This window comes from Microbacterium sp. PRF11 (assembly GCF_031844085.1).
Classification (GTDB): domain Bacteria; phylum Actinomycetota; class Actinomycetes; order Actinomycetales; family Microbacteriaceae; genus Microbacterium.
Genome location: NZ_JAUZUP010000004.1, coordinates 402,979 through 419,753, shown reverse-complemented (window position 1 = coordinate 419,753; position 16,775 = coordinate 402,979). Strand labels below are relative to the sequence as shown.

The window sequence follows — 16,775 nt, the reverse complement described above, 5'->3', positions numbered from 1 at the left end:
AGGCCCTTAGATCGAGGACTCGTCGCGGCAGCTAAGAAGAAGCAGGCCACCGAAGCGCATTCTGCGATGGTAGCAGTCCCTCACGAAGCGGTCCGTCCGGCCGCGGTCCACTCGCGGTCGAGGACGGCGTAGACGAGCAGATCGCTCCACCGCCCCTTGAACCACGCGTTCTCGACGAAGTACGCCTCGCGACGCAGGCCGAGCCGCTCCGCGAGCGCCGCTGATCGGGTGTTCGCGGCGTCGATCTGCGCGACGAGTCGGCGCAGGCCGTAGACCTCGAATGCGGTGTCGATGAGGGCGCGCACCGCCTCGGTGGCGAGTCCTCGACCGGATGCCGCGGGACTCAGGACCCACCCGATCTCCGCGGATCCGGCCTCGGGATCGAGATGGAACAGGACGAGGTCGCCGATCACGTCGCCCTCGTGCTCGATCACGAGGATGATCCCCCCGCGCTCCCCCTGCAGCGTCGTCCGGCCGAACAGGTAGCCGATGCGACCGCGGATGTCCTCGGGCGTCTGCGGCTCGAACGGGAGGAACCGGCACACCTCCGCGTCTCCCCGGTACGCGGCCATGGCCTCGAGATCGCGCTCCTCGAACGGGCGGAGACGCACCCGCTCGCCGATCACCTCGAGCGACTCCGGAGCCGGGGGCAGCGAGAACGGCGATGCGCTCACGGCAGCAGCGCGACCTTGCCGCCGGGGTGGCCGTTCATGACGAAGCGCACCGCCTCGATCGCGTCGGCGAGCGGGTACGTGCGCGTGACGGGCACCTCCAGGGCACCGGATGCCGCCAGCTCGAGCACGCGGGCACGCGCGATGTCCCGGAAACGGGCGCTCTCCGGGCGCGACCCCGCGATCCACAGCACGCCGTCCTTCTTCGCGCGCTCGGGGTCCACGATCGTGACGATGCGGTGGCGGTCCGCGACCAGCGCGAGGGAGACGTCGAACGCCTCGTCGGTGCCGACGGCATCCCACGCGGCAGCCACGGGCGCGCCCTCGGCGGCCTCCTCGACGCGCTCGCGCAAGCCCTCGCCGTACGCCACGGGGATGCCGCCGTAGCGACGGACGCGCTCGGCCGAGTCCGCGGCATCCGGGCCCACCGTCCCGATCACGCGGACGCCGAGCTCGCGTGCCTGCTGCAGCAGGCTGACGCCCACCGCGCCGGACGCGGCGTGCAGCAGGACGGTGTCGCCCTCGGCGACGCGGGTGACCTGGATCATCTCGGCGGCGGTGGTGCCGGCGAGCAGGAGGTTCGCCGCCTCGGGGTGCGTCAGGTTCGCGGGCTTGGCGAAGACATCGCGAGCGGGCACCGTGAGCTCGGTCGCGTAGGCACCCTGCACCCGGAACGCCACGACCTCGTCGCCGACGTGCAGTTCGCCCGAGCCGCCGAGGGCGTCGGGGCCGACGGCGGTGACCTCACCGGAGAGCTCGTATCCGATCGGCACCGGGAACTCGGCGCCGGGACGGGCGGCGGCGACGTGCTTGGCGTCGGCGGGGTTGATGCCGGCCGCGTGGATGCGGACGGTCACCTCGCCCGGGCCGGGAGGGACGACGTCGACCTCGTCGAAGCTCCACGTGTCGATCGGGCCCGGGGCCGGAGCCGTCCACCTCATCGCCATGGTCACGCCTTTCATCACGGGTCGTCGGCGTCGAGCGTAGCCCCGCCGCGGGAGGTTCGGAGGGGGCTGGTCAGAAGCCGAGGCGACCGAGCTGCTTCGGGTCGCGCTGCCATTCCTTGGCCACCCGCACGTGCAGCGACAGGAACACGCGGCCGCCGACGAGCGGCTCGATGCCGGCGCGGGCGCGGGCGCCCACCTCGGCGAGACGCGAGCCCTTCTTGCCGATGATGATCGCCTTCTGGCTGTCGCGCTCGACGACGATGTTCGCCCAGACGTCGGTCAGGTCGCTGTCTTCGCGAGGGGCGACGTCGTCGACCGTCACGGCGATGGAGTGGGGCAGCTCATCGCGGACACCGTGGAGGGCGGCCTCGCGGATGATCTCGGCGATGCGGTCCTCGAGGGCCTCGTCGGTCACGACGTCGTCTTCGTAGAGGGCCGGCCCGACGGGCATGAGGGCGAGGAGCTCGTCGCTCAGCACATCGAGCTGGTCGTTCGTGACGGCCGAGAGGGGGATGACGGCGGCCCAGTCCTCGCGCAGGGAGTCGACCTCGACGAGACGCTCCGTGATCTGATCGCGCGTCGCGGCGTCGGTCTTGGTGACCAGAGCCACCTTCTTGGCACGCGGGTAGCCCGACAGCGATTCGGCGATGCGGCGGTCGCCGGGGCCGACCTTCTCGGTGGCCGGTGCGCAGAACGCGATCACGTCGACGTCGCCGAGTACCTGCTCGACGAGGTCGTTGAGCCGCTGGCCGAGCAGAGTGCGCGGGCGATGGATGCCGGGGGTGTCGACGACCACGAGCTGACCGCCGGGACGGTTGACGATGCCGCGGATCGCGCGGCGCGTGGTCTGCGGCTTGTCGCTCGTGATGGCGACCTTCTCGCCCACGAGGGCGTTGGTCAGCGTGGACTTGCCGACGTTCGGCCGGCCCACGAAGGTCACGAAGCCGGATCGGGTGTCGGTCATCTGTCGTTCCTCTCACGCGGCGAGGCGTCGGCCTCGGCGTCTTGATCGTCCATGGTCTCAGCCCGCTCCACGATCACCGTCGCGATGCCGCGATTACGCCCGCGCGAGGCCCCGCCCGTCATCACGAGACCGGAGTGCTCGGCCGTGGCACCGGGCTGAGGGATGCGCCCCAGAGCCTTGCCCAGGAGGCCGCCGATCGAATCCACATCCTCGTCGTCGAGCTCGAGACCGAACAGGTCGCCCACCTCGTCGAGGCCGAGGCGCGCGTTGACGCGGTAGCGGCCGTCGGGAAGCTCCACGATCTCGGTGGAGGGGGCGTCGTACTCGTCGGCGATATCGCCAACGAGCTCCTCGATCAGGTCTTCCAGGGTCACGAGGCCCGCGACCCCGCCGTACTCGTCGACGACGAGGCAGACATGCACGGCGTCTGTCTTCATCTGCTGCAGCAGCGTCTCGGCCTTCATCGACTCGGGGACGAACACGGCCGGGCGCGCGATCCGGCGGATGGGCGCGTCGCGCCACCCGGCCTCGTCGCGGAAGCCGAACTGTACGAGGTCCTTCAGGTACAGCACACCCACGACGTCGTCGGCCTCGTCGTCGGCGAGCGGGATACGGGAGACGCCCTTCTCCAAGAAGAGGGCGAGGGCTTCACGGGAGGTGGCCGCGGCATCCACCGTCACCATGTCGGTGCGCGGGACCATGACCTCGCGGACGTACCGGTCGGTGAAATCGAAGACCGAGTGGATGAGCTCGCGGTCGTCTTCTTCGATGAGCTCGTTCTCGGCGGCCTCGTCGATGATGCTGAGCAGCTGCTCCTCGGACGCGAACGACGTCGAGTGCGTCACCCCCGGCGTGACCCGGTTGCCGACCGCCACCAGGCCGTGCGCGAGGGGGCCGAGCAGGACGCGCATGCCGCGGATGATCGGCGCGCCGCCCCGCAGGAGCCCGCGGGCGTGCTGACGGCCCACGGAGCGGGGGCTGGCCCCGACGGCGACGAACGAGATGCCCGTCATGAGGACGGCCGCGGCGAGCACCGCCAGCAGGATGTTGTCGAAGATGAGCATGAACGCCGCGGCGACGAGGACCGCCGCGGTCGTCTCGGCCAGCACCCGGATGAACGACACCGCGGTGACGTGGGCGTTCGTATCGTCGCCGATGCGACTCAGGGCGCGCCCGTTGCGCCCGCTCGCGCCGAGCTCGATCAGGTCGGCACGCGAGGTGACGCCTAGGGCCGCCTCGAACGCCGCCATCAGGCCGCCAAAGGCGACGAGGAGGAAGGCGGCGACGAGGAGGAGGGCCTCGGTCATGCGCGGCGCTGGCGCTCGACGGCCTGGAAGCCGGCGATGAGCTCGCGCTGCAGACCGAACATCTCGCGCTCCTCATCGGGCTCGGCGTGGTCGAAGCCGAGCAGGTGGAGCAGACCGTGGGTCGTGAGGAGGATCAGTTCGTCTTGCGTGGAGTGCTTCGCGGCGACGGCCTGGGTCTCGGCGACCGCCGGGCACAGCACGATGTCGCCGAGCAGTCCTGCCGGCGTCGGGGCGTCTTCGGAACCGGGACGCAGCTCGTCCATCGGGAAGCTGAGCACGTCGGTGGGACCGGGCTCGTCCATCCACTGCACGTGCAGGGACTCCATGGCGCCCTCGTCGACCAGCACGATGGCCACGTCGGCGTCGGCGCTGACGTGCAGCTCCGCGAGGTTGTACTCCATCAGACGCAGCAGGACCTGCTCGTCGATCTGGTGGTCGGACTCGTTGTTGATCTCGATCGTCATGAGCGGTTTCGTCTCGGGAGGTGATCACGGGGACCGGCGGCACCGGGGCCGCGTCGCTCCGCACGGTTGGCGAATTCGGACGCCTCGTCGCGTTCGCGGCGAGCAGCCAGGCGCTTCTCGTCGTACTCGCTGTACGCGTCGACGATGCGGCCCACGAGGTTGTGACGCACGACGTCGTCGCTGGTGAGACGCGCGAAGTGGATGTCGTCGATGTCGTCGAGCACCCGGGTGACGAGCCGAAGTCCCGAGGCGCCCTGCGGGAGGTCGACCTGCGTGATGTCGCCGGTGACCACCATGCGCGTGCCGAAGCCCAAGCGCGTGAGGAACATCTTCATCTGCTCCGGCGTGGTGTTCTGCGCCTCGTCGAGCACGACGAAGGAGTCGTTGAGCGTGCGGCCGCGCATGTACGCCAGCGGCGCGACCTCGATGGTGCCCGTCGCCATGAGCTTGGGGACGATGTCGGGGTCCATCATCTCGTTGAGCGCGTCGTAGAGCGGGCGCAGGTACGGGTCGATCTTGTCGGTGAGCGTGCCGGGGAGGAATCCGAGCCGCTCCCCCGCCTCGACGGCCGGGCGCGTGAGGATGATGCGGTTGACCTCCTTGCGCTGCAGCGCCTGCACGGCTTTGGCCATGGCGAGGTACGTCTTGCCGGTACCGGCGGGACCGATGCCGAACACGATCGTGTTCTCGTCGATCGCGTCGACGTACTCCTTCTGGCCCGCGGTCTTGGGGCGGATGGTCTTGCCGCGCGACGACAGGATTGCCTCGCCCATGACCTCGGAGGGCCGGGGACCGCCGTCTGAGCGCAGCATGCGGTTGGAGCTCGACACGTCGGACGGGTCGAGTCCCTGACCCGAGCGCGTCATCGACAGCAGTTCATCGACCAGGCCGCGGGCCGCGCGCACGGCGCCGGGCGCACCCGAGAGGGTGATCTCGTTGCCGCGCACGTGCACGTCGACGTCGGGGTGCTCCTTCTCGACCACGCGCAGGAGGCGATCCTGCGGACCGAGGAGCTGCACCATGGCGACGCCGTCGACCTCGATGCGGTCGGAGACGGTTTCTTCGGGGGAATCAGCCACCCAGGCTCTTTTCGTTCAGGCCACCCGCGAGGACGTGGGCGTGCACGTGGAAGACGGTTTGACCGGCGCCTTCGCCGGTGTTGAAGATGAGGCGGAAGTCGCCGTCGGCATGCTCGGCCGCGACCGAGTTGGCGAGACCGATGACCTCGGTGAGCAGGTCGGGGTCGCCCGCGGCCAGCTCGACCACGTTGCGGTACTGCTGCGTCTTGGGGATGACGAGCAGGTGCACCGGTGCCTGCGGAGCGATGTCGCGGATCGCGAAGGCGTTCTCGGTCTCGGCGACGATCTCGGCGGGGATATCGCCCTGCAGGATGCGCGTGAAGATCGACGGTTCGCTCATGGCATCCAGTCTAGTGACGGCCTCCGACACCGGGGCTCGGCGGTTCCGCCGACGCACGCGCGCGACGGGCTCTCAACCGTTCGGGGCGGATTCCGTTTTCGGGGCGCAGAGATCACGCCCCGAATCTGCGGAATCCGCCCCGAACCGGAGAAGACCGACGTCGAGGCCGGGGTCACCACCGACCGTGCGCCGCCGACAGCACCGAGAGCGCGGCCGCCCCCGCGGTCGAGGTGCGCAGCACCGTGTCGCCGAGTCGGACGAGACGCGCGCCGGCGTCCTGCAGTGCCGAGAGCTCCTCGGGCGCGATCCCGCCCTCGGGTCCGACGATCAGCACGACGTCGCGTCCGTCGGACGCCTCCGCGGCCACCTCGGTGAGACGAGTGGATGCCGACGGCTCCAGCACCAGCACCAGCGCGCTGCCCGCGAGGGTCACGAGGTCGCTCGTGCGGGCGACCCCCTCCACCTCGGGGATCCACGGACGGTGGGCCTGCTTCGCCGCCTCGCGGACGATCGTGCGCCAGCGCGCGAGCCCCTTCTCGGCCTTGGCATCCCAGCGCGAGACGCTGCGCGCCGCCTGCCAGGGGACGATCGCGTCGACGCCCAGCTCGGTCGCGGCCTGCACGGCGAGCTCGTCGCGGTCCCCCTTGGCGAGAGCCTGCACCAGCACGAAACGCGGCGAGGGCGCGGGGCGCTCGTCACGCTCGGTGATCCGGACGTCGACGTGCTTGGGGGTGGCGTCGGTCACCACACCGGAGAGCCACACCCCGCGACCGTCGCCGAGCGTCACGGCCTCATCGACGCGCACCCGTCGGACAGCCGAGGCGTGGTGCGCCTCGGCCCCGGTCAGTGTCACGACGTCGCCGGGTCGAGCGGATGCCGCCTCGTCGGCGACGAAGTGCAGCGCCACGATCAGTGCCGGAAGCGGTCGCGGAACTTGCTGAACATGCCCTGCTGATGTTCGGCCAGGCGCGGCTTGGGGGCCTTCGTGCGCTTGGCGAACTCCTCGATGAGCGCGCGCTCCTTGTGATCGAGCCGCGTCGGCGTGACGACGTGAACGCCGACCTTCAGGTCGCCGCGCTGGCTGCCGCGCAGGGGCGTGATCCCGCGGCCCTTGATCGTGAGCACGTCTCCGGACTGCACGCCCGGGCGCACCTCGAGGTCGACGCTGCCGTCGAGGGACTCGATCGTGGTGTTGGCACCCAGGATGGCATCCGGCATCGAGACCTCGAGGGTCGCGACGAGGTCGTCACCCTCGCGGCTGAAGGCGTCGTGCGCCTCGACGGTGATCTCGAGGTACAGGTCGCCGTTGGGACCGCCCGCGGGTCCGACCTCGCCCGATCCGGGCAGCTGCAGGCGCAGACCCGACTCGACGCCGGCGGGGATGTCGACCGACACGGTGCGGCGGGCGCGCACGCGACCCTGGCCCTGGCAGGTGCCGCAGGGATAGGGGATGGTCGTGCCGTGCCCCTGGCACACCGTGCACGGCGCGCTCGTCACGACGTTGCCGAGAAGGCTGCGGACCGTGCGCTGCACGTGACCGGAGCCGTGGCAGATGTCGCACGTGACCTCGCTGGTGCCCGGCTGCGTGCAGGCGCCCTGACACGTCTCGCACAGCACGGCGGTGTCGACCTCGAGGTCGCGGTGGGTGCCGAAGACGACGTCACCGAGCTGCAGAGTGACGCGCACGAGGGCGTCCTGCCCCCGCTCGCGACGTGAGCGGGGCCGGGGCCCGCGTCCGCCGCCGCCGCCCTGCGCGCCCCCGAAGAACGTCTCGAAGATGTCGCTGAAGCCGCCGAAGCCGCCCGCTCCCCCGCCGCCGAACGGGCTCTGGTCGCCGCCCATGTCGTAGCGACGACGCTGCTCGGGGTCGCTCAGCACGTCGTAGGCGTGGGTCACCAGCTTGAAGCGCTCGGAGGCGTCCTCACCCGGGTTGACATCCGGGTGCAGTTGACGCGCAAGGCGGCGGTACGCCTTCTTGATGTCTTCGGGGCTGGCGTCGCGCTCGACGCCCAGGACCTCGTAGTGGTCAGCCACAATCGCCTTCCTGCCCGCTGTCGCGGGGTCGTTCTCGGGGAGGGAGCTCGTCAGCGCGCGCTGTCGTCGTCTTCGAGCATCCGGGTCAGATAGTGCGCGACGGCGCGGACCGCCGCGAGGTTGGAGGAGTAGTCCATGCGGGTCGGGCCGAGCAGGCCCACCCGGGCGCCGCCGGCCGAGCCGTCGTACCGGCTCGCCAGGACGGATGCCTCGACGAGGCCGAACGGTTCGTTCTCGCGACCGATGCTCGCCGACAGTCCCTGCTCATCGGCGACCATCTCGCTCATCAGCCGCAGCAGCGTCACCTGCTCTTCGATGGCCTCGAGGAGCGGGTAGATGCTGCCGCGGAAGTCCGACTCGCGCTTCGCGAGCGTCGCCGCGCCGGCCATGACCAGACGGTCCTGCCGGAACTCCTCGAGCTCCTCTCCGACGACGCGGAGGACGGCGTCGGCGATGGCGTCGAGGGTGTTGCCGGGGCGGGGGCCGTCGGCGAGCGTCGTGGTCACCTGCTGCACGCAGTCGGCGACGCGGCGTCCGACGAGAAGGGAACCGACCCGCGCGCGCAGGTGCGCGATGTCGTTCTCGGTGGGCTCGGCCACGACGAGCGCGATGCGCTGCGAGACGCGGCCGGTGTCGGTGACGAGGACCACGAGCACCCGCGGACCGCCGAGGGCGACGAGCTCGACGTGGGACAGGTTGGCGCGCGCGAACGAGGGGTACTGCACGATCGCGACCTGGCCGGTGAGCTGCGTGAGCGCGCGCACCGTGCGCGCGAGCAGGTCGTCGAGGTCGCCCGCTTCGTCGAGGAAGGAGGTGATGGCGCTGCGCTGCGCACCGGAGAGCGGTCGCAGTTCGGCCAGGTGGTCGACGAAGACGCGGTAGCCCTTGTCGGTTGGGACGCGCCCCGACGAGGTGTGAGGCGCGACGATGAGGTCTTCGTCTTCGAGCAGTGCCATGTCGTTGCGGATCGTCGCGGCCGACACCCCGAACGCGTGACGCTCGACGATGGCCTTGCTCCCGACCGGCTCGCGCGTGTCGACGTAGTCCTGCACGATCGCGCGGAGCACCTGGAGTCCGCGTTCCGACACCATGATCTGCTCCTTCCGCCTGGCACTCGACTCAGTTGAGTGCCAATTCTACGGGATCGCTCCGATACTGCGCCGGGGGCACGCGGACGGGTGTCACGCCTGAACTGCCTCCGCGGCCGTCATGGCGCCCGGGGATCCACGGCGCGGGCCGACGACAGCGGTCAGACCGTGAGCGCCCGCACCACGGCATCCGCCAGCAGGCGACCGCGCAACGTCAGCACGATGCGCCCCCGCACGGCATCCGCGCCCTCGATGAGCCCGTCGGCGATGAGGGATGCCACGGCCCTGCGCCCCTCGCCGAGGATCTCCGACACCGCGAGCCCCTCGCGGATGCGACTGCGCAGCAGCACGGATTCGAGGCGTCGCGCCGTCTCGTCCGGACGTTCGCGCGCGGCGGCGGGCGACTCCCCCGCCACCAGACGCTGCGCGTACGCGGCCGGGTGCTTCACGTTCCACCAGCGCAGACCCGCGACGTGGCTGTGGGCGCCGGGACCGAAGCCCCACCAGTCCGTGCCCCGCCAGTACGCCAGGTTGTGGCGCGAGCGGTGCGAGACCCCCCGCGACCAGTTCGACACCTCGTACCAGTCGTAGCCGGCCGCGCCGAGCAGCTCGTCGGCCAGCTCGTACATGTCGGCCTGCAGGTCGTCGGACGGCTCGGCGACCGCGCCGGAGCGGATCTGCCGCGCGAGCTTCGTGCCGTCTTCCACGATGAGCGCGTACGCCGAGACGTGGTCGGGGTGCAGGGCGATCGCCGTCTCGAGCGACGCACGCCAATCGTCGAGAGACTCTCCCGGTGCCCCGTAGATGAGATCGACCGACACGTCGAGACCCGCCTCGCGCGCCGCCGCCACCGCCGTGGCGACGTTGCGCGGATCGTGCGTGCGGTCGAGGGCCGCGAGCACGTGCGGACGCGCGGATTGCATGCCGATCGACAGGCGGGTGACGCCGGCCTCGGCGAGCGTTCGGGTGACGGTGGCGTCAACGGTGTCGGGGTTCGCCTCGACGGTGACCTCGGCTCCGTCCGCGATCCCGAACTGCTCACGCACCGCATTCAGCATGCGCGCCAGATCTCCGGGCGGCAGGAGCGTGGGCGTCCCTCCCCCGAAGAAGACGGTGGATGCCGCCCGCCGGGCGCCGGCGGCATCCATCACCTCTGCGGCCAGACGCACCTCGCCGGCGAGCGTGTCGGCGAAGTCGTCCTGCCGGGCGCCGCGCAGCTCGCTCGCGGTGTAGGTGTTGAAGTCGCAGTACCCGCACCGCACGCGGCAGAACGGCACGTGCAGATACACGCCGAAGTCGGCGGCGGGATCGATGTCGAGGTCGTCGGGGAGACGGCCGTCGGCCGGGGCGGGGTCTCCGAGCGGAAGCGGTCCGCCCATCAGGACGAGTACAGCGGCGAGATCGCGCGCAGGTACCGCGTGAAAAGCGCGCGGCGGCGACGGCGCACGCGGCCCGGGAACAGGCGGTACGTCGGAGCCGTGGGGCGGTCGAACGCGCGGACGACGAACCAGACCTCGTCGTTCTCGCGCCACTCGAGGGAGAACAGCTCCTCACCGCTGACGATGGAGTGCCCGACGGTGCCGAGGATGAAGCCGACCCGGCGGGGCTCCTCGAAGACCGAGATCACGCGGAGCTCGGCGTCGGCGCGGTGGCCGTGGACCTTGCCGTGCAGGTGCACGCTCGCGCCCGGGCTGACGAACGGGGTGCCGTCGGCGGCGAAGCGCTGATCGGCCTCGAGGCGACTGGGGGCGACCGGGGTGCCCTCGGCGTCGAACCCGACGCCCGAGTAGCCCGCGTTCGAGGCCGGGCGGACGTCGGTGATGCTCAGCTCGCCCGCGCGCAGGGGCGCCCACGACAGCAGGAGCTCCCCGGCCGCGGCGAAGCGGTCCTCGCCGCTGCCGATGCGCCAGGCATCTTCGGCGGGGAGGGAGTTCTGCGGCGGGTACTGCATCAGGTCGGGCGCCTGGGTTGCGCCGACCGCCGCGTAGTCGACCGTGTCGTCGGTGAAGTTCTGCCGGCGCATGGTTCACCCCTCTCGGTGTGGTGCGTTACTTCTTGGTCTCGACGTCTCCGGACAGGGCGGCGATGAACGCCTCCTGCGGGACCTCGACGCGGCCCACCATCTTCATGCGCTTCTTGCCCTCCTTCTGCTTCTCGAGGAGCTTGCGCTTGCGGGTGATGTCACCGCCGTAGCACTTGGCCAGCACGTCTTTGCGGATGGCGCGGATGGTCTCGCGCGCGATGATGCGGGCGCCGATCGCGGCCTGGATGGGCACCTCGAACTGCTGGCGCGGGATGAGTTTGCGCAGGCGCTCGGCCATCAGCGTGCCATAGGCGTACGCCTTCTCGCGGTGCACGATCGAGCTGAACGCGTCGACCTTGTCGCCCTGCAGCAGGATGTCGACCTTGACCAGGTCAGCGGTCTGCGAGCCGGCGGGTTCGTAGTCGAGGCTCGCGTAGCCCTGCGTGCGGGACTTGAGGTGGTCGAAGAAGTCGAACACGATCTCACCGAGCGGCATGTGGTAGCGCAGCTCGACGCGGTCTTCGCTGAGGTACTCCATGCCGAGCAGGGTGCCGCGGCGCGACTGGCAGAGCTCCATGACCGTGCCCACGTAATCCTTCGGCAGCAGGATGCCGACCTTGACGATCGGCTCCGACACCGAGGCGACGCGCCCGTCCGGGTACTCGCTGGGGTTGGTGACCGAGACGGTGTCGCCCGTGTCGGTGGTGACCTCGTAGGTGACCGACGGCGCCGTGGTGATGAGGTCGAGACCGAACTCGCGCGAGAGGCGCTCGGTGATGATCTCGAGGTGCAGGAGCCCGAGGAAGCCGCATCGGAAGCCGAAGCCGAGGGCGACCGAGGTCTCGGGCTCGTACTGCAGCGAGGCGTCGGAGAGCTTGAGCTTGTCGAGCGCTTCTCGGAGCTCGGCGTAGTCGCTGCCGTCGATCGGGTAGATGCCCGAGAAAACCATGGGCTTCGGGTCGGTGTAGCCGGGAAGGGCGTCGGTGGCGGGCTTGCGGTGCGTCGTGATCGTGTCGCCGACCTTGGACTGACGCACGTCTTTCACGCCCGTGATGAGGTAGCCGACCTCGCCGACGCCGAGACCCTTGGTGGGCACGGGCTCGGGGCTCGACACACCGATCTCGAGGGCTTCGTGCGTCGCGCCCGTCGACATCATCTGCAGACGCTCGCGCGGCTGCAGCGAGCCGTCGATCATGCGCACGTAGGTGACGACCCCGCGGTAGGCGTCGTAGACGGAGTCGAAGATCATCGCGCGCGCCGGGGCGTCGGCCTTGCCGACCGGGGCGGGGATCTTCTCGACGATGAGGTCGAGCAGGTCTTCGACCCCCATGCCCGTCTTTCCGCTGACGCGCAGCACGTCGGCGGGGTCGCCGCCGATGAGGCCGGCGAGCTCGGCCGCGTACTTGTCGGGGTCGGCCGCGGGCAGGTCGATCTTGTTGAGCACCGGGATGATCGTCAGATCGTTCTCGAGCGCCAGGTAGAGGTTGGCGAGCGTCTGGGCCTCGATGCCCTGAGCGGCGTCGACCAGGAGGATCGCGCCCTCGCACGCGGCGAGCGAGCGGCTGACCTCGTACGTGAAGTCGACGTGGCCGGGGGTGTCGATCATGTTGAGCGCGAATGTGCCGTCGGCGGTGGACCACGGCATCCGCACGGCCTGCGACTTGATCGTGATGCCGCGCTCTCGCTCGATGTCCATGCGGTCGAGGTACTGCGCCCGCATGTCGCGGTCGCTGACGACGCCGGTGATCTGCAGCATGCGATCGGCCAGCGTCGACTTACCGTGGTCGATGTGGGCGATGATGCAGAAGTTGCGGATCTGCTCCGGCGGGGTGGCAGACGGCTCGAGGGGCTTCAGGGCGCGCGGTGACATGTTCCGTCGATTCTACGGGGGTGCGCCGACATCGCCGTCCGCGGATGCTCGGGGTTCCGGCATCCGGGGCTCGATCGCAGCCGGAGCGGCGCGAGATCACGTGGCCTCGGCGAGGTCACACGCCACGTCGTGCGGCCTCGACGAGGTCACGTGACCTGGACGGAGAGCAGACCGCCGGACCCCCGGTGATCGGCGCTTCTAACATGGATGCCATGGCGGTCCAGGTCGTGCTCGTGCACGGCATCCGCACGTCGGCGAGCATGTGGCGTGCGCAGGTCGAGTACCTGCGGGCGCGCGGGAACCCGGCGACGGCGGTGGACCTTCCCGGTCACGGCACGCGCCGGGGCGAGGAGTTCACGCTCGACGAGGCGTTCGCCACGATCGACCGGGCGGTCCAGGATGCCGCGGACCGCGGCCCCGTGCTCCTCGTCGGACATTCGATGGGCGGACTGCTCTCGCTCGAGTACGTCGGGCGGGAGGAACCGCCGCCGGTCGCGGCGTTCGTGGCGGCATCCTGCACGTCGATCCCCCGCGGGGTCGGGTTGGCGGCGTACCGCTTCCTCACGCGGCGCTTCGACGGCCTGCCCGATCGCGGTCTCGGCCTGACCAATCGCGTGCTCGATCGCACGCTCCCACCCGAGACGCGACATGACTTCGGAGCCGGTGGCTACGCCTTCGACGCCCAGGACACGGCGTTGGCGTCGCTGTCGACGCTCGACCTGCTGACGTCGCTGCGCCGGATAAAGGTGCCGCTGTGGTTCGTGAACGGGCAGTGGGACCAGCTCCGGATGAACGAAAGGCTCTTCCTCGCGCTCGCCCCGCACGCGGAGCTCGTCGTGGTGCCGCGGACGACGCACCTCGTCACGGCGATGCGGCCGCGCGTCTTCAACGCGCTGCTGGAGGTGGCGCTCACCACGATCGAGACGCCGACCTGATAGACTCAACCCTTGGCTTGCGTGTGGGGTTTTTCCCGACCTCCACGATCGCCGGTGCAGCGTCCCTCTACCGCTTGACCGGCACTTCCAACACTCACTCAAACGAAAGACCGTCGACGTGGCGAACATCAAGTCGCAGATCAAGCGCAACAAGACCAACGAGAAGGCGCGCGAGCGCAACAAGGCCGTCAAGAGCGAGCTCCGCACGCACGTGCGTCGCACCCGCGAGGCCATCCTGGCCGGTGACAAGGAGGCCGCCGAGAAGGCCCTCCTCACCGCGACCAAGAAGCTCGACAAGGCCGTGAGCAAGGGCGTCATCCACGCGAACCAGGCCGCGAACCGCAAGTCGGCCATCGCGAAGTCGGTCGCCGCTCTCTGAGCCGCAACACCTCTCGACAGCCCGTCCCGCATCGCGGGGCGGGCTTCGTCGTTCCCGGGCGATCTCATCCCTCCGGCGGATGCGCGGCGGTGCAGGTCCTTTCTAGCGTGGATGCCGGAGGTGCAGCATGCAGAGCGAACGCGCGGCTAAGATCTTCGGCGACCGGGAGGATCCCCGGCACCGGCTCGTGGAGCTGTTCGGCGGGGAGGTCCCCGAGGGAGGCCAGCCGCCCGAGACGGCGATGAGGTGGGCGGCCGCGGTGGCCTCGCCCGAGCACGACGAGGTGGTCGTGGTGCGTGACCTGCGCCGCGCCGAACCGCGGCTCACGCTGAGGGCGGCGACGTTCCTGGCCCGTCACCTCGCGCGCGCTTGACGCGCGAGGACGGATTGTAGAGTCATCCGGCGCCCCGGTCGGCTCTGCGCGGCGGCAGCCGTGCTCGGACGACAATCGGAGGATGCCGGATCCGATCAGTGTCCCGTCCCCCTCGTCCCGTGATCTCGACGCCGTCCGCCCCGCCGTCGATGCGCGCGTCTCGGCCGTGACGCTTGTGCATCGCGGTCTGACGCTGCGCGGGTGGCAGTGGGACGATGGCTCCCCTCGCCGCGACGCGACGCGGGTGCTCCTCGTCCACGGGTTCAGCAGCACGTCGACCGGGTCGCGCCAGTTGTTCGTGCAGGCGGCGCGCCATCTCGTGGAGCGCGGCGTCGTGGTGCGCTCGTATGACCGGCTCGGCCAGGGCGTCAGCGACGGCGACTTCTTCGACATCACGGTGCGCGACGAGGTCGAGCAGGTGCGGGCGATGATCCGCGACTCGGCCGAGGGCGGCCGCGTGCATGTCGTCGGGCACAGCCTCGGGGCGGTGGAGTCCGCTCTCGCGGCCGCGCTCGAGTCCCAAAGCGTCGCGTCGCTGTCGCTGTGGTCGCCCGCGGGGGTCGTGGTCGACGACATGACTGTGCACGACCGCGTGGTGGGCTCGCCGCTGTCCGAGCTCCGCGAGAACGGCTTCGTCGACCTCCAGGGGATGGCCGTGGGCCCGGCGATCGTCGACGACGTACGCGACGGTCTCGACGTCTACGAGCCCGCTCGCGCCTAGCCGGGTCCGGTGGATGTGGTGCACGGTTCCGCCGACGAGGTCGTCCCGCTCTCGTACGGACGGCGGTACGCCGAGCTCCTTCCCGGCGGCTCCCTCACCGTCGTCGACGGCGCCGACCACGGGTGGTCGAGCCTGGCCTGGCGTCGTCGGCTCTTCGACGTCCTCGCCGCGCGACTGAGCGCCGAGAGCTGACGCTGCGGGCGCGGGTCAGCCGCCGTAGGGCGCGCGCGTCGCGATGACGGTGATCATGCGCTCCAGAGCGAACACCGCGTCGCGGGAGGCGCCCTTGACCTCGGCGTCGGCGCGCGCCGTCGCGTGGATCGCCATGCCGAGCGTGTGTCCGGTCCACCCGACGAGGTCGCGGCGGGCTCGGTCGACCTGCCAGTCCTTCATCCCCAGCCGCTGGGCGAGCGCCGAGGAGGATTCGCGGGTGCCCGCGACCCGCGCCATGGTGCGCAGCTTCATGGCCACGGCGGCCACCAGCGGTACGGGGTCGGCTCCGGATGCCAGGGCGTGACGCAGAGCGAGCAGCGCGGGGCCGTACTGTCCGGCGATCGCGGTGTCGGCGACCGTGAAGGCGGAGGTTTCGACGCGCCCCCCGTAGTACCGCTCGACGGTGCGCTCGTCGATGTCGCCCGGGACGTCGGCGATGAGCTGCTGGCAGGCGGCGGCGAGCTCGGTGAGGTCGTCGGCGAAAGCCGAGACGAGAGACCGGAGAGCGACGGGAGCGATGCGCTTCTGCGCCGCTTTGAACTCGCCCGCGGCGAAGTCGAAACGGTCGGAGTCTCGCTTCACGGCGGGACACGCGATCTCGATCCCCCCGCCCTGCCCCGCACGGATTCCGTCGAGCAGCTTCTTGCCGCGCACGCTCGCGCCCGTGTGGCGCAGGACGACGGTCGCGCCGTCCTGCGTCTGGGAGAGGTAGGAGACGGCCTCGGTGAGGAACGTGTCGCTGCATTTCTCGACGCCGCTCACGCGTACGAGGCGGGGCTCGCCGAACAGTGACGGCGAGGTGACCGCCAGGAGCGTGCCCGCGGCGTAGTCGTCGGCACGGATGTCGGTGACCTCGAGACTTGGGTCTTCGCTCTTCAGCATCGCCCGGATGCCGGCGATGGCGCGCTCGGCGCACACCTCTTCGGGACCCGACACGAGCACGATCGGGGCCGGTTGCGGGGTGCGCCACGACACCTGCGGGATGGCCGTTTTGGCCTTCGCCGGGGCCGAGCGTCGCGGAGCGGGGGTCACTCCCCCAGCCTACCGACCGCCTCCGACACGGCCGGCGCCGGTGGGACGGGGCCGAGGCTGTCGGTGACGGCGGGAGGGTGGCATCCGGGGACGACGACGCCGCTCCGCGCTCGCGCCACAACGACAGCGCGTCGTCGGTCGACCACACGGCGAGTGCGCCCTCCTGGTCGGTGCGGCCGATGGTGGTGCCGAGCGACGTCAGCAACGCCATCAGGGACGGCTTCGGATGCCCGTACCGGTTTTCGGCACCGACGCCGATGAGCGCCACGCTCGGGCGCAGGCGACGGTAGAGCTCGGGGTCCTGGTCGGCGCTGCCATGATGCGAGACCTTGACC

19 protein-coding genes are annotated in these 16,775 nt (G+C 70.6%); 5 read left to right on the top strand and 14 right to left on the bottom strand.

Features of this window, described 5'->3' with window-relative positions; all coding sequences use genetic code 11:
• Nucleotides 1-80 precede the first annotated feature (80 nt).
• The 13 genes from Q9R20_RS13490 to lepA form a co-directional block, all read right to left on the bottom strand.
• Nucleotides 81-674 carry a GNAT family protein gene (locus tag Q9R20_RS13490; protein ID WP_311249805.1) on the bottom strand — a complete coding sequence of 198 codons (594 nt, stop codon included), beginning with the start codon at nucleotides 672-674 and terminating at the stop codon, nucleotides 81-83.
• Complete coding sequence (locus tag Q9R20_RS13485; RefSeq protein WP_311249804.1) at nucleotides 671-1,618, bottom strand: NADP-dependent oxidoreductase; 948 nt, start codon at nucleotides 1,616-1,618, stop codon at nucleotides 671-673. Before Q9R20_RS13485 ends, Q9R20_RS13490 begins: the two co-directional genes overlap by 4 nt.
• Nucleotides 1,619-1,688: 70 nt before the next feature.
• Complete coding sequence (gene era, locus Q9R20_RS13480) at nucleotides 1,689-2,582, bottom strand: GTPase Era (protein WP_311249803.1); 894 nt, start codon at nucleotides 2,580-2,582, stop codon at nucleotides 1,689-1,691.
• Nucleotides 2,579-3,889, bottom strand: a complete 1,311-nt coding sequence (locus Q9R20_RS13475) for a hemolysin family protein (protein ID WP_311249802.1) — start codon at nucleotides 3,887-3,889, stop codon at nucleotides 2,579-2,581. The genes era and Q9R20_RS13475 overlap by 4 nt, the downstream gene beginning before the upstream one ends.
• A complete protein-coding gene (ybeY, locus tag Q9R20_RS13470; RefSeq protein ID WP_058231539.1) occupies nucleotides 3,886-4,353 on the bottom strand; it encodes an rRNA maturation RNase YbeY in 468 nt (155 codons plus the stop codon). The genes Q9R20_RS13475 and ybeY overlap by 4 nt, the downstream gene beginning before the upstream one ends.
• The gene (locus Q9R20_RS13465) at nucleotides 4,350-5,375 is read right to left on the bottom strand and encodes a PhoH family protein (RefSeq protein ID WP_311249853.1); all 1,026 of its coding nucleotides are present in this window, start codon (nucleotides 5,373-5,375) and stop codon (nucleotides 4,350-4,352) included. The genes ybeY and Q9R20_RS13465 overlap by 4 nt, the downstream gene beginning before the upstream one ends.
• Before the next feature lie 49 nt (nucleotides 5,376-5,424).
• Nucleotides 5,425-5,772, bottom strand: a complete 348-nt coding sequence (locus Q9R20_RS13460) for an HIT domain-containing protein (protein ID WP_311249801.1) — start codon at nucleotides 5,770-5,772, stop codon at nucleotides 5,425-5,427.
• Between the two features lie 172 nt (nucleotides 5,773-5,944).
• Nucleotides 5,945-6,679 (bottom strand): 16S rRNA (uracil(1498)-N(3))-methyltransferase, encoded by a 735-nt coding sequence (locus tag Q9R20_RS13455; protein ID WP_311249800.1) that lies wholly within the window; start codon nucleotides 6,677-6,679, stop codon nucleotides 5,945-5,947.
• Nucleotides 6,680-6,681: 2 nt separating this feature from the next.
• Entirely contained in the window at nucleotides 6,682-7,806 is a 1,125-nt protein-coding gene (dnaJ, locus tag Q9R20_RS13450; RefSeq protein WP_295840707.1) for a molecular chaperone DnaJ, read from the bottom strand.
• Nucleotides 7,807-7,856: 50 nt separating this feature from the next.
• On the bottom strand, nucleotides 7,857-8,897 hold the full coding sequence (hrcA, locus tag Q9R20_RS13445; RefSeq protein ID WP_311249799.1) for a heat-inducible transcriptional repressor HrcA: 1,041 nt from the start codon (nucleotides 8,895-8,897) through the stop codon (nucleotides 7,857-7,859).
• Nucleotides 8,898-9,055: 158 nt separating this feature from the next.
• Nucleotides 9,056-10,273, bottom strand: a complete 1,218-nt coding sequence (gene hemW, locus Q9R20_RS13440; RefSeq protein ID WP_311249798.1) for a radical SAM family heme chaperone HemW — start codon at nucleotides 10,271-10,273, stop codon at nucleotides 9,056-9,058.
• On the bottom strand, nucleotides 10,273-10,917 hold the full coding sequence (locus Q9R20_RS13435) for a DUF1990 family protein (RefSeq protein WP_311249797.1): 645 nt from the start codon (nucleotides 10,915-10,917) through the stop codon (nucleotides 10,273-10,275). Before Q9R20_RS13435 ends, hemW begins: the two co-directional genes overlap by 1 nt.
• Nucleotides 10,918-10,942: 25 nt before the next feature.
• A complete protein-coding gene (lepA, locus tag Q9R20_RS13430; protein WP_311249796.1) occupies nucleotides 10,943-12,787 on the bottom strand; it encodes a translation elongation factor 4 in 1,845 nt (614 codons plus the stop codon).
• Nucleotides 12,788-12,999: 212 nt separating this feature from the next.
• On the opposite strand from lepA, the gene Q9R20_RS13425 reads away from it, so the two are divergent.
• The 5 genes from Q9R20_RS13425 to Q9R20_RS13405 all read left to right on the top strand — a co-directional run bounded on the left by Q9R20_RS13425 (nucleotide 13,000) and on the right by Q9R20_RS13405 (nucleotide 15,387).
• Entirely contained in the window at nucleotides 13,000-13,722 is a 723-nt protein-coding gene (locus tag Q9R20_RS13425; protein WP_311249795.1) for an alpha/beta hydrolase, read from the top strand.
• Nucleotides 13,723-13,840: 118 nt separating this feature from the next.
• Nucleotides 13,841-14,101, top strand: coding sequence for a 30S ribosomal protein S20 (rpsT, locus tag Q9R20_RS13420; protein WP_295840695.1), 261 nt, complete (start codon nucleotides 13,841-13,843; stop codon nucleotides 14,099-14,101).
• Nucleotides 14,102-14,228: 127 nt separating this feature from the next.
• A complete protein-coding gene (locus tag Q9R20_RS13415; RefSeq protein ID WP_311249794.1) occupies nucleotides 14,229-14,474 on the top strand; it encodes a hypothetical protein in 246 nt (81 codons plus the stop codon).
• Nucleotides 14,475-14,556: 82 nt separating this feature from the next.
• Nucleotides 14,557-15,195 carry an alpha/beta fold hydrolase gene (locus Q9R20_RS13410; RefSeq protein WP_311249793.1) on the top strand — a complete coding sequence of 213 codons (639 nt, stop codon included), beginning with the start codon at nucleotides 14,557-14,559 and terminating at the stop codon, nucleotides 15,193-15,195.
• A 9-nt stretch (nucleotides 15,196-15,204) separates the two neighbouring features.
• Entirely contained in the window at nucleotides 15,205-15,387 is a 183-nt protein-coding gene (locus tag Q9R20_RS13405) for a hypothetical protein (protein ID WP_311249792.1), read from the top strand.
• Nucleotides 15,388-15,402: 15 nt separating this feature from the next.
• Here Q9R20_RS13405 and holA read toward each other — a convergent pair whose 3' ends face one another.
• Nucleotides 15,403-16,440: a DNA polymerase III subunit delta gene (holA, locus tag Q9R20_RS13400; protein WP_311249791.1), complete on the bottom strand. Its 1,038-nt coding sequence runs from the start codon at nucleotides 16,438-16,440 to the stop codon at nucleotides 15,403-15,405.
• Nucleotides 16,441-16,775 lie beyond the last annotated feature (335 nt).